General features: G+C 48.2%; 10 protein-coding genes and 1 pseudogene. All 11 read right to left on the bottom strand.

What is annotated here, in order from left to right; translation table 11 throughout:
• Window positions 1-877 precede the first annotated feature (877 nt).
• Complete coding sequence (locus FVV99_RS16905; RefSeq protein ID WP_148255311.1) at window positions 878-1447, bottom strand: hypothetical protein; 570 nt, start codon at window positions 1445-1447, stop codon at window positions 878-880.
• Window positions 1448-1549: 102 nt separating this feature from the next.
• Entirely contained in the window at window positions 1550-2290 is a 741-nt protein-coding gene (locus tag FVV99_RS16900; protein ID WP_201745133.1) for a hypothetical protein, read from the bottom strand.
• A gap of 106 nt (window positions 2291-2396) precedes the next feature.
• Window positions 2397-5018, bottom strand: a complete 2622-nt coding sequence (locus tag FVV99_RS16895; protein ID WP_148255310.1) for an AAA family ATPase — start codon at window positions 5016-5018, stop codon at window positions 2397-2399.
• Between the two features lie 123 nt (window positions 5019-5141).
• On the bottom strand, window positions 5142-5483 hold the full coding sequence (locus FVV99_RS16890) for a hypothetical protein (RefSeq protein WP_148255309.1): 342 nt from the start codon (window positions 5481-5483) through the stop codon (window positions 5142-5144).
• 414 nt (window positions 5484-5897) lie between these two features.
• Window positions 5898-6488, bottom strand: a pseudogene (locus FVV99_RS16885) (IS91 family transposase); the annotation flags it as partial.
• Window positions 6489-6829: 341 nt separating this feature from the next.
• Complete coding sequence (locus FVV99_RS16880; RefSeq protein WP_148255307.1) at window positions 6830-7636, bottom strand: GIY-YIG nuclease family protein; 807 nt, start codon at window positions 7634-7636, stop codon at window positions 6830-6832.
• Window positions 7637-7759: 123 nt separating this feature from the next.
• Window positions 7760-8161, bottom strand: coding sequence for a hypothetical protein (locus FVV99_RS16875; RefSeq protein ID WP_148255305.1), 402 nt, complete (start codon window positions 8159-8161; stop codon window positions 7760-7762).
• Between the two features lie 118 nt (window positions 8162-8279).
• Window positions 8280-10622: a hypothetical protein gene (locus FVV99_RS16870; protein ID WP_148255303.1), complete on the bottom strand. Its 2343-nt coding sequence runs from the start codon at window positions 10620-10622 to the stop codon at window positions 8280-8282.
• A gap of 270 nt (window positions 10623-10892) precedes the next feature.
• Complete coding sequence (locus FVV99_RS16865; protein ID WP_148255302.1) at window positions 10893-11738, bottom strand: TIR domain-containing protein; 846 nt, start codon at window positions 11736-11738, stop codon at window positions 10893-10895.
• Between the two features lie 480 nt (window positions 11739-12218).
• On the bottom strand, window positions 12219-12836 hold the full coding sequence (locus FVV99_RS16860) for a DUF2026 family protein (RefSeq protein WP_148255300.1): 618 nt from the start codon (window positions 12834-12836) through the stop codon (window positions 12219-12221).
• A 90-nt stretch (window positions 12837-12926) separates the two neighbouring features.
• On the bottom strand, window positions 12927-13886 hold the full coding sequence (locus FVV99_RS16855) for a DUF4238 domain-containing protein (protein WP_148255299.1): 960 nt from the start codon (window positions 13884-13886) through the stop codon (window positions 12927-12929).
• Between the last annotated feature and the right edge of the window lie 169 nt (window positions 13887-14055).

The following is a 14055-nucleotide window of genomic DNA, read 5'->3' as shown; positions in this document are numbered from 1 at the left end:
AGCGACTCCCACACACGACCTGAGCTGGGGCTCGAGTTTCGCCAGTCTTTCTTTCTGAGTCTTTGATAGAGGTCGATTTTCAGTCATGAATCAAAGGTATCCACAAGAGGAGCTAACGCAGCCCATAAGCCGCGCGAGGTACGAGCGTCGGCTTAATGGATTTGTTGGATGTTGTGCACAATGCAAGCGATCTCGGGCGCCGCGGTGCTTAGGGTTACGCCGACGAGAAGCCACAGTGCGCCTATCGCGGAAATGTGCACGCCGCCGGTCCCGGTTGCCCAGCATTTCGCGAAGCTCCTCATTGCCCTTCGTTCGCTCCCGTTTCTCTTGGCTCAGTGCATCCTCGGACGCCTTAATCCGGTCTTGTAATTTCCCTCGAATGGTTGAGATGCGACTATGAATCTCCGTCACATTCTGTTCCAGAGCGTCCAGCCGTTGCTCCAACGTTGCATTTCTCCCTGCACCTCGCACTACGTGAGCGTCGCTCGCGCCTTCCGTCGTGACAGCCGCCGTGCCCGCGACACCGGAGACATCGTGCTTCGCCCATAGCGGAAAACTCTTGAGCCAATCCCACTACTTTCGAAACACCGATGGGTGTCCAAACAATGAGCGGGTTTTCGAAATCCCCCATATCACTGTCAGGATTCCAAGAACTTGCAGAAACAACCCCCAAAGACGGATGGAACTCGCATCTACGTCTGGCGAAAGAGCGGAAACAAGAACCGGTACGACCACCACCAAGGCCAGACCGACAAATCTTGCCCTCCAAAGCCAACCCGGAATCCGTTTTATCCGCGCTCGAACTTTCATTCCATCTACATCCAATGCCTAAATCAGGTGCACCTTAAGCGTCACCTGAATTTTCTTGTTAGAAGCTTTAGTTAAGCTCAACTCCTGCCAAAGTTACTTCTTCAACTGAGTAGCCTGTATGTTCAGAAATTGCTTCTTCTTTTACCCAGTTACTCCAGCTAGGCTCCCATGTTTCCTTGTTGAAGCTAACAACTGCATATTCATGCTCTGTAGGATGAAACCCGACACCTGGTGGATAGTGCTCAATCCAAATCAGATTTTTAACTCTGTCAGCAGCAAGGTTACTTTCAGATACGAATTTGAGAGATTGTTTCAGTATTTCTAAGAAAAAAACACTATAATTACCTGACTCTTTAAGCTTATTTATCAGGTGATCAATCATTTCATGACTTTTGTATTCCTTGAAATAGCTCTCAATGACTTGTCTCAATTTTTTGTTTTCCTTGCTGATTTTCTCACAGATTTCAGAAGCAATATGCTCTGCTACATTGGTAACTGAGGTTCCGGTGTTGCTAGGTAACTGAGAGCATATAACTGTAAGTGGTTTGCCCTCATCATTTAAAATTCTTACATGACATGATGATTTTAACTCATGAAAACCCGAGTAATTATGGATGAAGTCTATTGTGTTGCACATTGCTTAATTTTTCCTCCTTTAGCTTCTAACGCCAGCCAGCATGCGCGGCTACGGAATGGAGACGAACCCGCAACGGAAAAGCTGTCGCTGTGCTTGGCCTTGTTAACCTTTGATACTCATTTTTACAAGGTGCTTCATAAACGATGATGTCATCTCAAATATGAACTCTACCTCTTCCTCTACGACAGCATCATTATGTTTTACAAAAGAATTTTGGTATTTCGAGCAATAGTCAACCAACACCCGAAACATATTTGAAAACTCCTTGGAGCCGCCATTGGTACTTATGAAGATTCCGAGCTGTGGGATTTGGTTCTCCAGCGCCTTTCCATTCTGGAAAATACTTTTTAATAGGAGCTCTAGTGACAGACGAAGATCATCCAAAAGATTACGCTCGAAAACGTTGTTGTTGAACTTCATCAACGCTGATTCATACAGGCTTAGGCTGTCACGATGATCAGAAAGCCAATGAGTAGTTTCCTGAACCAGGGTTTCATTCAGTGTTTCAGAACTAATAAAGCCGAATTCTTTTCCGTATCGAGCGATGAGCTGAATCTTGAGATTGTTGACGGAATCTGCAACTGGCTGAGGAAGTTTTGGATGCTCACATAGCTCCTTAATGATCCGGTACTGGTCTTTTGGATCAAACCGACGGAGGTTTTCAAGCAAAGTAGTTCTCTTATTTGGAGCATCAAATGGGTAGACCGCATAAGGAATATTCACATTCAAATCAAATGCATATCCACAAAACGCCTTAACAATATTGCTCCCAGACAATCCGCTATCCGTGTCACCGAGAACGTCAGCGGCATGTGTCAGAAACATTGTCGGAATTTGTTGCACCAAACTCTCCAGATAAGGTTAACGGCCGCCATAACCGGTGGGCAAAAGCGAAGCGAAGCTCCGCTTTTGCCCATCCGAGTTGATGGCTTTGTTATGCATACTTTTCCTAGGCGGTCCCTTGCGCAGCCTTCCTTCGGGCTCTAACCGCCTCCACTAGGGCTCGAAGATCGGCAATATCTTGCTTGAGCTCGTCCGGCGTCGGCGGCGGCTCGTCCTTAGCGGAAGCAGGATCATGGGCTTCCACGACATCGTGGCATCGCTGGTTGAGTCGGAATAATTCGTCCACCTCGGCTTGTCGAAGGCCCACCACCTTCGATAAGCGCCTTACGTCGATATAATCCCTATACCGCTGAACCGTTCCGTTGAGCAATTGATCTTGGACGACGCGCTCGATGGTGGCCCGCAGAAGACTATACTGCCGGGTGATTTCCCCTGCCAATTCCGCAGACGGCTCAACGGGCCATGGCAGCTTCTCAAAGTGTTTTTGCGCCTTTTCTAGTGCATCAATGCGCTCCCCGACGGTTTGATGCGCCCAGGGTAATCCCGGACTGACAATGCCTGCGCTCGTGCCCGAACGATCTAAACTAGTTATCGCCGGCTCGATCGACGCACGTTCGCACTCTGTTCGAAGCTGCTCCAAGAACACTACATCATGCGTGAACACGATAACCTGTCGGGACCTCGCCTCCCCCACCATTCGTTTTGCAACTTTTCCCCGTCTCTTATGATCCAATGACGAGACTGGGTCATCAAACACTATCCCGCAGGAATGGTTCGCCAATGCCAGCTCCGCGAAAAACGAACCTAGGGCAATCGCCCGCTGCTCCCCTTCACTCAGGATTTCGTCGATTTTGTTTGTAGTGGGAAGGTCAAGGAGCAGTTGATGGAGCATCTTTCCCCGAGCGCTCCGTTCCTTGAGTTTCGTCTTGATGTGCCCAATTCCTAGAGTTCCGAATTCCTTATCAAGCGCTTTCCGAAGTTCATCGGTTACTGCCACTGACGCCAACTCTTTCGATTTGTTGGAGATCGGGCGGGTTTTTAGGTCTTTTCGGCAGATCTCGAGGGCCGCTTTCCTTTTTATCCGCTCCAGCAATTTGGTCACCGCTTTCAAGCTCGTCGCGAGGCGTTGCCTCGCCGACAACTCGGCCAATTCCTTCTCAAGGTTTCGACGCTTGTCTTCGTCCGCTGCTCTCCTTAACTGCCGACACGCCTTGAGCTGATGGGCGGCAAGTTGCCGAACGTATACCCGCGGCGATTCACTGAGGTCAGAAATATGAGTCCAGTCTGACGCTTTCAAGGATTCGAGCATCGAGGTTCTACGTGACTCAAGCTCGTCTTGAAATTCGGCGACCTTTTTCAGGACTGTGTCATCCAGCTCCCTTAGTTCATCAGTGAGCGCTTCGTCGGGCGAAACTAACAACCTAGCCGTCTCGATCTTCCGTCTTGCCTCTTCGAGCTTTTTGCGGGCAGCATCGGCGGTCCTTGCAACGTCGTTCTCTATGTACTCGTGAAATCTCTTCAAGCGCTGATTGGCGGAATCCGGCAACTCTTCCTGGCACAAAGGACACACCTTTCCTTCGGCGGACGCCGGAAACTTCTCGCCCGGATAAGCAACTTCGGTAAAGTAGCGTTTCGCCGATTCAAACAAATTCTTCCAAGTCTGATCTCCCGTTCCTGGAAGCAACTCTTCACCGGCGCGTAGCGCGTCTGCTGCCTTCTTCTCGACGTCCTCTGCAGCGACTCGTTCACTATCGAGTCTTTGGAGCTTTTCGACGGCCTGATCGTTAACCCAAACAATAGGACTGGACAGTTTGTCGGCATAGGTACTCAAGCGAATTGCCGAACGCCGCAACTCTTCCGCTTTGGCCAAGGGGTCGGCTTGCTTGAGGGCTGCTTCGAGCTCGACAATCCGTCTGGCTTCGTTTTCTGTCAAGGTTCCGAGGGACGTTATCGCATCCGCGTCCGATTCGGGGGACAGCTTCCCAATTACCTCTCCAACTTGTGTCTCGCCAAGGAGATGGTTAAATGGGGTTCTGTCCACATCGATTTCGGCGATTTCCGCTTCGAGCCTTTCCTCGATTCTCGGTACAACTTCATTTGCAAGATTTTCGAGAATATCTAGACCATAAGGGAGGTACGCTACATCCTGTTCTGCCGTGATATATGCGCGAGCACACTTCGAATCGAATACGGAAATCCGGGAGAGCCGGTCTGGTGGTGTCGCTCCCCGCGACCACGCGATCTCTTCGGTCCTGCCAGAGACTTCAACGTCGAATGTCGCTGACGGCTCTCTCCGTGCCGCCGAGGGATCGTTTGCGTCTGGATGAATTGGCTCGGATTGATCTCTGGCCCGGCAGGCTCGCTTCATGACCCGGGCATAACCGGACTTACCAGTCCCGTTCCCCCCGTAGATTACGGTAATCCCGTCGCTTGAGAAAACGAGTTTGTGGTCACTGGAGATCTGATTCACGTGACTAAGATCACGCAGCGAGACGAGAGTAACCGTCTCGCCGGGCGTCGGTTCTGCGGGAAGATGCTCATTGGCTAATGGTACTGAGGCGACGGCGCGGTCGGTCTGTATGCCATTGTCTTTTTTCAGCAGCTCGTAAAGTTCGGAGTAATCTGCCTCACCTAAGCCATTCTCTTGTTGAAGGAGGCGCCGACATGTATCCCGCTGCCATGAAGGGCGCGATCGAGTCCAGTTCAAAATATCGTTCAGGATTACCATCTACTTTCCCGCGTACTCAGAGCGAATTTCCCACCTCAAGAATTTCCTTCCATAACGTGGAGTTCAACCGCGTGGGCTGCGCAGCAGCTCACGTCGGTTGAAACGACTTGTTATACCTATGGTCTATGGTTCGAATGCGATCCCTTTAAGAGCATCAACCATATAAGTTTTTTTCGCAGTACCATTTCGATAAGCAATACATGTTACTTCATATACTGATTTAACCTTCATGGCACGAATATCTGTTACAGATGCGCACAAAAAACCGTTTATATTAATCCCAGTTGCCACTAGCTCATTAATGTCTTTCCGCGGCATAACCTTTTTAATATCAGAGACCTCAGCATCACTTCCCATTGACTTTCCCGCAAATACGGTTAACTCCTTACTTTGCAAAGCAGTAAGATCATTTGCCAATACTGTTAATGGTACAGAGAAGCACAAAACAGCTAGTTTTTTTAACATCTTGTTTCCTTACACCTTGTGAGTAATACAAAAAATCTCTGTAGAGGTTGATTAAAAATCAGCACTCAGACAAGAAGAGTGCGCCATACAGGGTATAACTGTTCAGCATTTTTTCGCCGTGCGAAGCATGGCGGATAAATGCCTATTGGACTAAATCGCCCATCAGGCTGCGATACCACAGCTTCTATAAGGTATTGCATTGGCCGACGTGCGGCCTGAGGCAGTCGATCGCACGCGTACGGGGCTGTTGTGGCACGTTCGGGCAGTGCTATCGCTCATGATCCCAGTCTCCTTCGGCCCCAATGTGTCCCAACGTAGCGCGCCTGCTGGCCAAAATCCAACATCGGGACGAGCGTTGCCACGACCCGCAAGCGGGCCGACTCGTCGAGTCCGTTGTGTGAATAGAGCGTTAGGTCATGTTCGAGAACGTTGCGTCCTGTGGTTGTCTAGTCGGCCGTGCAGGGATCGCCCGGGGCTGAGTGTCCCGATCACCCGCAGTGTCGGTTGCCGGCAATGCGGGCAGGTGTAGGTCGGTGCCGAGTCGCCGGCGGCGGTATCGGCATCCGCCGTCGCGTCGATAACGCCCAGCGCTTGGCGGATCTGGGCCAGACGTCGTCGCCGGCAACGATTGGCCAGAAAGCCGTAGTGACGGACCCGCATCAGCCCCTTGGGCAGGACGTGGAGCAGGAAGCGGCGCACGAACTCTTCGCCAGCGAGCACGAGCCGTTTGGGTCGATCACGGTCGCGATAATCCTTGACGCGCAGGGTGACCTGGCGGTCGTCCACGGCAAGGATGCGGGCATTGCTGATGGCGATCCAGCGCGTGTAGCGTGCCAGATAGCGCACCACCGTGTCGGTGTGCTCGAGACAGTCCTTGCTGTAGACCACCCACTCGGTGGCCATCAGGGCGTTGAGCTGGTTGTCCACGTCACCGGTGGCCGCCCGGCGCAGGGCGCTGACCATGTACCCACGATAGTGGCGCGACAGGGCTCGCACCAGGAACAGGGCGCTCGGGAACAGCCGGGTTCCCGGTCGATAGGCTTGCCCGTAATCGCGCAAGCGAGCACGTCAGCAGCACCATGCGATCCTTCGCGCCCTTGCTCTGCGCCACACGGAGCTGACCGCGCTGACGCATGGCCTCGATCATCGTTTGTCGCAAAACAGTCATCGTCGTCACTCCTGATCATTGACCCACGCGGGTCAATGATCAGTGTGGTGCGATCAGGCAAAAGACGTGACTCGACGACAGCTACCGCGAAACGGTTTAGTTCAACGTCCAAGCTCAGGTCCGCTGGAATCGCGTAGCGTTTCCAGCGTCGCCCGGAGCGAATTGTTATGCATGCTTCCTATGTACGGTTCCATCCGAATTTCCCTCGCGCCCTTAGATCCGACTCCACCTGCTTGTAGTCGCTGGTTTCATGGAACCAAAGAGTAGCCTTCAAACCCTCACTCACGCTTGTAAAGATCAAATTATTTATTCTGCAGTTCGTCTCTTGTCCACCAGCAAAGCAGTTCCGGGGTGAAATATTCCCGTAGCCCATGTTGAAGCGGTTGGTAAGGTTCTTACACTCTCCGATATAGTAGACATGCTCGTCTACAACCAACGCGTAGACACCAGATCTCGCGATATTCCGCGAAAGTTTAAACTTGCAGAAGGGCCCAGCCCCATACCTGTTCAATGCAAGTTGCCCAGTGTTTTCATATCGATCCTGCGGAGTAAATTCACGAACAGTTCCATCATCGTTTTTCACCGGCTCGATATCGCAGATGTACTTAAACGCATATCCGCCGATTTCCAGAGTTTCATGAGAAATTGCGGCTGGCTGCTTGTCTTGTTCCCGAACTGCACCGGGCTGACTACGGACGGAAGTCCAGGATGGATTTTTCTCAAGTGACCCAGAGGTCGCGGCACCTCGCAGGACGAACTGTCCTCGGCCGACGCTGTGTAACAGGTTCTTGCCAACCGCGCCGGGCGCCCCTCCACGTAAGTTTTCCGTTATTCCTTGAATGATCGGATTTATTGAGTCGGGACCGCATTCCGATTTATAACGCTGCACGCAACGGATCAAGTCACATCGTGTAAAGGGTGTCACACCTTGTTGGGTCAACTCTTGCGCGCAACGGTATACAAGCTTCCAAATCGCGTCACTCATATTTTTGGCCCCCGTCCCGCATAACGCTTGCAACACGCGCGCCCATGGAATGAAGCCGAAGGCGCAATGTAATGGGCATCGCCGTGCCCACACTGGTTATGTGTGTTACCAGACCGAATGCAGTTACAACACAGGAATGTAAGCGCCATAAGCCCATATGATAGTGCCAGTGACCGTGAACGAAATTCCTATCAGCTCGCTACGAAGCTCTTTTTGTAACCGAACTCGTGCGCGTTTCTGACTCTCCTTCTTCAGCCTCTCCGCCTTTTCGGAACTTAATGGTGGCCCAGTCATCCCGGTGCTGGTAGTAACGATTGATTCTTGATTTAAGTACTTTTCAATAGTCGTGAAGCGAATCATCGAGAATAAGCCAAATACAGTCATGACTGCACCCGATGCCGCAAAAATATTCATATCCTTACCAACTTGCCCAAAGTAGAAACTTCCTAAGCAATACGCTACGACGAAAACCATGGAAAACCATGAATTCAAAGCGCGGAGCAAAACCCGATATAATTTATTCACGGTACACCTTCGTCACTTGTGCACATAATGTTGAAGCTGTGCGGCGCAAGCGAAGCGCAACGTAGTTTTCATCCGAAAGAGCGCCTTGTTATGCGGGATCGTGACTATACTCACCATGTCAACTTTCCTTTCTCCTATTTTCTAACCACGTATAGTACGGATCTAGACCTAAGTAAATCGACTGTGTGGCATCTGATAGTGGCTCAAGATATTTAGTACTGTGGTAGTCAGCATGTGTGCTAAAAGGTTCTCCTAGTTCTGTCCATGTTCGTTCAAGAAACTCGTTAAATAACTCTGTTCCCGTTAATAAAATCACCCAATGTCTAGGACGGTAATCAATCGGGTCACGTGCCCATAAAACAAATTCATTGAGACGCTGTTTTTCATTCTCCGAGAATGACTCTTTCAACACACTAATAACTATTATTGAATCAGGGATTAAATTTGCCGATTTTTTCATCTTTTCAAGATCGTCGTTCTTAATAACATCTTCACCAAAGGATTTCGCCTCTCCAATAATCAGTCTCGGCTCCCCATTAATATCGAAACCTCTTTCCTCAGGCACCCATATGGCAAAATCAACTTCAGTTTTTTGATTCTCGCCTTTTAATTCGAGGGCCGTAGAATAGCTGCTTGGGGCATCATGCCCCATCATCTTGGTGAAGAACCGAATTGTAAGCAGAGAAGCATAAGCTCCTTGAGCATAATCAGGCACTGCGAAAGGACCAATTACACGATATCTCCAGTTTTTATTGTGTTGTTTCAAATTACCCTGAGGAAACTTATAGTCTTTCAGGCATCGGAGACAGCGCAAGTCGTACGAAACCTCGTCCAAACCATGCCAGTTTTTAGCTCCGCAATGATCGCATTCGGATTCAATGCCAACTTTAATAACATTGCGCTCAATATAGTGAGAAAGATTTACCAAATGATGAGAACCTGCTGCTTTCCTACGTTGAATCATAGCTTGCCAGTCATTTATTGATGCCGACCGACCACTAAAATCTTCTTCAACCACTTCTCCAGAGTCATCGATGGTGCGCTTTCTGGTGCTTAATGCGTGCTTATTAATAAATTGAACTGATTCCTTGTCGTCAACTAGGTATAGCCCCCAAAAGCCACCTAGACTATCTATCATTTGTCTCGCTATACGTCCAGCTTCCGAGCATCGAGCATCTAAACTAAAGCGCTTAAACCAACTGGTGAAAGCATCTTCATGCTTAATGAATGAAACGTATTCATTAACAGATTTGTGATCTTGAAGAAATACCCAGCCTTCACGCCCGCACGCAAGTTCCTTAATGCCAGAATGCGGCCATGACCTATCCAATGTATTAAATGGCAAACTGAGCGCAACAGTGGACCCTTCATACGGTGATGAAACTTTTACTACGTTAGCCCATCGACTTCTTGAGCCGCTGTATCGTTGCGCGAACGGCGGTGCTAACGTGTCAAAAACTCCTAACAGTGACTCGTCTTTTAGTTCTATGCTTTGGTCTGACTCTTCAGCCGTAATCATTGCCCGTTCAGGCTGTTGAAAAAAATGACCTCGATAACTCACATCCCATACACGGGTTCGCCAATACTTTATAGTATATGACTTATTCTGCAAGCTATCAAAATGTGGAAGAATCTCTTCTTTAGCCTGCTTTTCTGAAATAGATCGAGACTTTTCAATCGTAACCCGGTGCATTACACCATTATTATTTCCCTTCAGAGACCTGTAATTAGACCTAATAAAATTTCTGATGGAGTCAGCCAAATCGGGTAGCCATTTAATAGGTACTGGAAAGATTGGTGCTGTTTGTATTCTCAGATTCCAAAGATCGATAATGTCTTTACTATTTGAAGGATTAAAAACATAAATAATGGGATCATCCTGCCAGGTTCTGAACACCTCAAAGTGTTTGCTGGCCACTGAAAAGGGGGTCTCACATCGGTCCCCATATATTCTTAACCATAATTCCGGGTTTGGCTTTACTTCTTCAGGTTGATACACATCTTTATAGTGTTCTTTCAAATAAATTACGTGTTCATCATTCGGGTAACATCCAATACATGCTTCAGAAAACAGATCTTCGTTTGAAGAGTAAATGGCGGGAAAATCATCTCGAAGCTTGAATCTACGCTCTGAAACATAGACATCCTCGAGGAGGTCGAATACAGATTGCCCAAATTCAGGTTCATATAACCCCCTGTACTCCTGGCCAAAAAAGTCATCTAGTAGAGTAGCTTTCCTTTCTAGGCGGTCAGTTTGAAAGGCTTCAAGGCCTATTTTTTCCAGCAATCCCTCTTCGGCTTCAACATAAACATCAGGATCAAAAAACTTAATATAACCTTGTGCGACATCTTTCCCTTTCATGGGGAAGTGATGGTCGTCTTCCCATTCTTTTGGTGTCTTGGTATAGACAGGAATAATTGGATTATAGATGCCTCCCCAAAGACAGGCATTTACCCGCATTATCTGGCGTAAGGATTTCTTATCTGAGGGCCTAACAAGGAATCCAATTCTGGTTGGTCTTAATCGAACTCGTGCCCTTAATTCCGTTTTTACTGTGCTCATTTTTGTTTAATTTAAGATCCTTCGATAAGCGACCAATATTATACAACTGCTTTGGGTAGACAGCGTTTTGTTCTTGCCGCATAACGCCTGGGCTCAGCGGCCGATTTGGAGGCGCGCCGCGCCGGAAAAGCGGTCTGCTGCAGCCCCTGGTTAACTTTGGTTTAACTATTAGTACTGTGTTTGGATATCAATTTTGTGGGTTTTAATATACTCAATGAGATTTCGATAAGAGGTCAGCAACCTAGCTCTGTTCGCCCAGTTGTTTTCTTCGTCATCAACTCCGGGACTTAAAAAAGTAGCTTCTGAGTCAATTAAATATCGAGAATCTTCAATGCACATTTTCGTGTGATCCCAATCAATATCAAAAACCAGATTAAATGAGACCAAAAATTCAGATATTAAATTATTAAACTCTTTGTGAGGCTTGAATCCGCCAGATTTTTGTATTGCCAAGGCCCTTGATAGATCGAGAATCTCCTCAATAAGCTCTCGATCAGGCCGCAAATCCGCACCCTTACTATCGATGGAGCCTTCAATGTCTAGTATTCCGTTGATCTTTTCTTCGAGTTCAGGCCAAAATTTTTCGAAAACAGTGTCTAAAACAGTGCTTTCTAGCTGGTTTTCGGCATTTGCTTTATTGATATCCAAAACCAGTTTTTTAAAATCGGCTTTTTCGAACAGAGTTGTCTGAAACTGAGTCAATGGACCTTTTATATCGGAGTTGTCTAATCCAACCAAAATCGGACATACCAATGACTGATCAACCTGTTTCGAAATTGCTCCTGCCTCAAACATAAGCCATTGACTAAATAAATTTTCGCGTGTGACGCAAAAAATGCCAGCTTTTGAATCGTCTAGTTCTTTCGCTATGTCTGATGACCACCGTGTACCTTTCTCGATATCACTAGGGGTAAAATAGGGCTTTACGGTTTGCAATACTGTTGGAAGCCATTCACGGATAGCTTCCGCGACTTTCCTGCTGACTTCACCAGACCAACTTATAAATACTTTCATTTTCTCTCTTCTCGAAATGGAGAACTACAAGTTAACGCCCCCAAGCAGGGGCATATTTTGCGTTTTGAGCGCAGCGAAGCAAAATATGTCCCACTGCCTTGGCTTGTTAAGCATTGCGGGCTATTTAGATTTGCAGGATTCATTAACACGCACGAATATAGGAGCGTCGCCTTTATGAAAGCCAATGCAAACCTCCCACTTTGATCCGCATTCGCTCCACAACGGAGTAATAGCTACCTCACCATTACCATGCCAACTATCACCAAGCTTTAAATATGGCGCCTCAACGTGAGTATTGATGCAGCCGCACTCAGGACAATACAAATTTCTCTGATCACTGCCTACCGAAATTTTCGTATCCGATATGACAGGCAAAATATCTTTTTCAGGCTTCATAGTGATTCCACTTGTGATGCTTAACGTCGGCCATGAGCTGCGGCGCGCTTAGCGCCGTCGGCTCGATGGCATTGTTGGGCTGGGCTACCAAGCGCCTACAAGCCGGGCCCCTTGAAGCTTCACCATATCGATCTTTCCCTTCCCATTCTCGATGCCAACTTCGCCAGCCATCTTCTTCGGCGGCCGCTTGTACCAGCGCTTCGCAATTTCGAGTAAATCGGCATACGCTGGCTTCGAGTCGAAGTGATCGAACAAGCTGTCGGTCATGGTTTGATTGCCCAAAACAAAGAAGTCCCCCGGAACAGAGAGGCCATCGGGCGTGGAAGCTGTCTGATTACGTTTCTTCTGGAACATCTTGGCGGCGCACGGCGTGATTTTTGGGAATAGAGGCGCCATGAAGTCTATCACCCAGTCATCGGCCTCCACCCAGGCATGAAATCCATTGTCAGTGCACTCAAGATAGCCATCCACCTCCTCCGCAAACATTAAAGTATGCTTGTCGTCCATCCCGAGCCTGTAAGCGGCGATGCCAGCCGTCACTTTGGCATCGATCTTATAGTGCCTGCGCATGATAGCGGCCGCGAACATCGAGAAGAAAAAGCATGACTTCAGCGGATCTCCCTGCTCGTTACTTATCACCGAGTAGATGGTCTTGTGTATCCGCTCGAAGTCACGCAGCGGAATCAGCGGCCCTTTTGGCACTCTTCCCTCTAATAATTAGGGTTTGCAGCCCAACGCCGTGCTCTGGGGCAAATCGAAGCGCAGCGTAGTTTTGTCCCTAGCAGCACCTTGTTATGCATTTTTACATGCACGTTGTCTATTGATAATGTACATTCCGTTTTCATAAGGCAGCTCGAATGTTTGGTTTTGGACATTCCAATCTCTATTCGCTTCGACCAAAGCTGATAGGTCTTCATCAATAGCTGAATGGAGCACAATATTTTCCGCACTCCTGACTGTTAGCTCATTTAGAGTAGCTACGAAACTTTCCTTTGGGTGTGCATAATCATCACCAGGGTGACTATACCTTTTCACATCTTCGATCGTTGGTCTCGCGATTGTGAAGTCGGGCTTTATAAGTACGCCTAGTGTCGGAGAAAGCGGCACAAAAACTGTGGCGTATTGCGGGTTTTCATCATCGTAAAAAATACCGGCTGGGTTGTCACTGGTTACAAATGGAATACCTGTTTCATTCAACAGCACCAACCAATGGGAGCAGTAAAACCTATAAGCGGAATGAACTAAGTACTGGATAGAGATGGCGTGAACATATTCCTCATCTACAACTGCTCTAATTTCCCGATTATCCATTGCGTCTTTTATAGCCGATCGGACTTCGTCTGTAGTTTCTCCAAGCTCGTGAAATTGTTCCGCAAGAGTTTTGTCAACCAAAGGCTGCATGTTCGCGCTGATCATTTCAGCGCCAAGCCTTTTTGCCGTAGGTGTGCAGGATCTCAAAAAAGAGATATAGGCTCCGATTTCATACTTACAATCTGCATCCACTTCACCTGCCTGTAATTTGGCAACATTATCTGCCCAAGGATTTTCAATATGAGGTAGGTAATCATCCAGTATTCTTGGATTGTCGAAGTAGCTATTAGAATCGCCGTCAGTTTCGTAACATACTTGTCTAGGTGTTTTTTTCTTGCCGATGATAACTCGACAATTTTTGTAGTAGGGCGTGAGACTTCCTTCGTCGTCAACAAACTTCCTTAGATAGGTTTGCGCTACAAAATGATCATCTTTTGGCACACGCTATTCCCTCTTTTATGCATAACGACAGGCATCATGCGCCGCCCACGGCGGTCGCATGGATGCCATGGTTAGTGTGCGATCAGCATAGGAGAATTGCACATGCACCCCATGCGTCTCCCGACCTTTCAACCGCAACATCCGACACATGTGGAATTACCTTGACACC

Source organism: Aidingimonas lacisalsi, from assembly GCF_008079445.1.
In the GTDB taxonomy this organism is placed as follows: Bacteria; Pseudomonadota; Gammaproteobacteria; order Pseudomonadales; family Halomonadaceae; genus Aidingimonas; species Aidingimonas lacisalsi.
Note: the sequence above shows the minus strand (reverse complement) of the source record. Positions and strands in the feature narration are given on the sequence as shown.

Coding starts and splice junctions, on each gene's coding strand:
- FVV99_RS16905 (WP_148255311.1), bottom strand. CDS start 1,447: ATGTGCAACACAATAGACTTCATCCATAATTACTCGGGTTTTCATGAG.
- FVV99_RS16895 (WP_148255310.1), bottom strand. CDS start 5,018: ATGGTAATCCTGAACGATATTTTGAACTGGACTCGATCGCGCCCTTCA.
- FVV99_RS16890 (WP_148255309.1), bottom strand. CDS start 5,483: ATGTTAAAAAAACTAGCTGTTTTGTGCTTCTCTGTACCATTAACAGTA.
- FVV99_RS16880 (WP_148255307.1), bottom strand. CDS start 7,636: ATGAGTGACGCGATTTGGAAGCTTGTATACCGTTGCGCGCAAGAGTTG.
- FVV99_RS16870 (WP_148255303.1), bottom strand. CDS start 10,622: ATGCGGGTAAATGCCTGTCTTTGGGGAGGCATCTATAATCCAATTATT.
- FVV99_RS16865 (WP_148255302.1), bottom strand. CDS start 11,738: ATGAAAGTATTTATAAGTTGGTCTGGTGAAGTCAGCAGGAAAGTCGCG.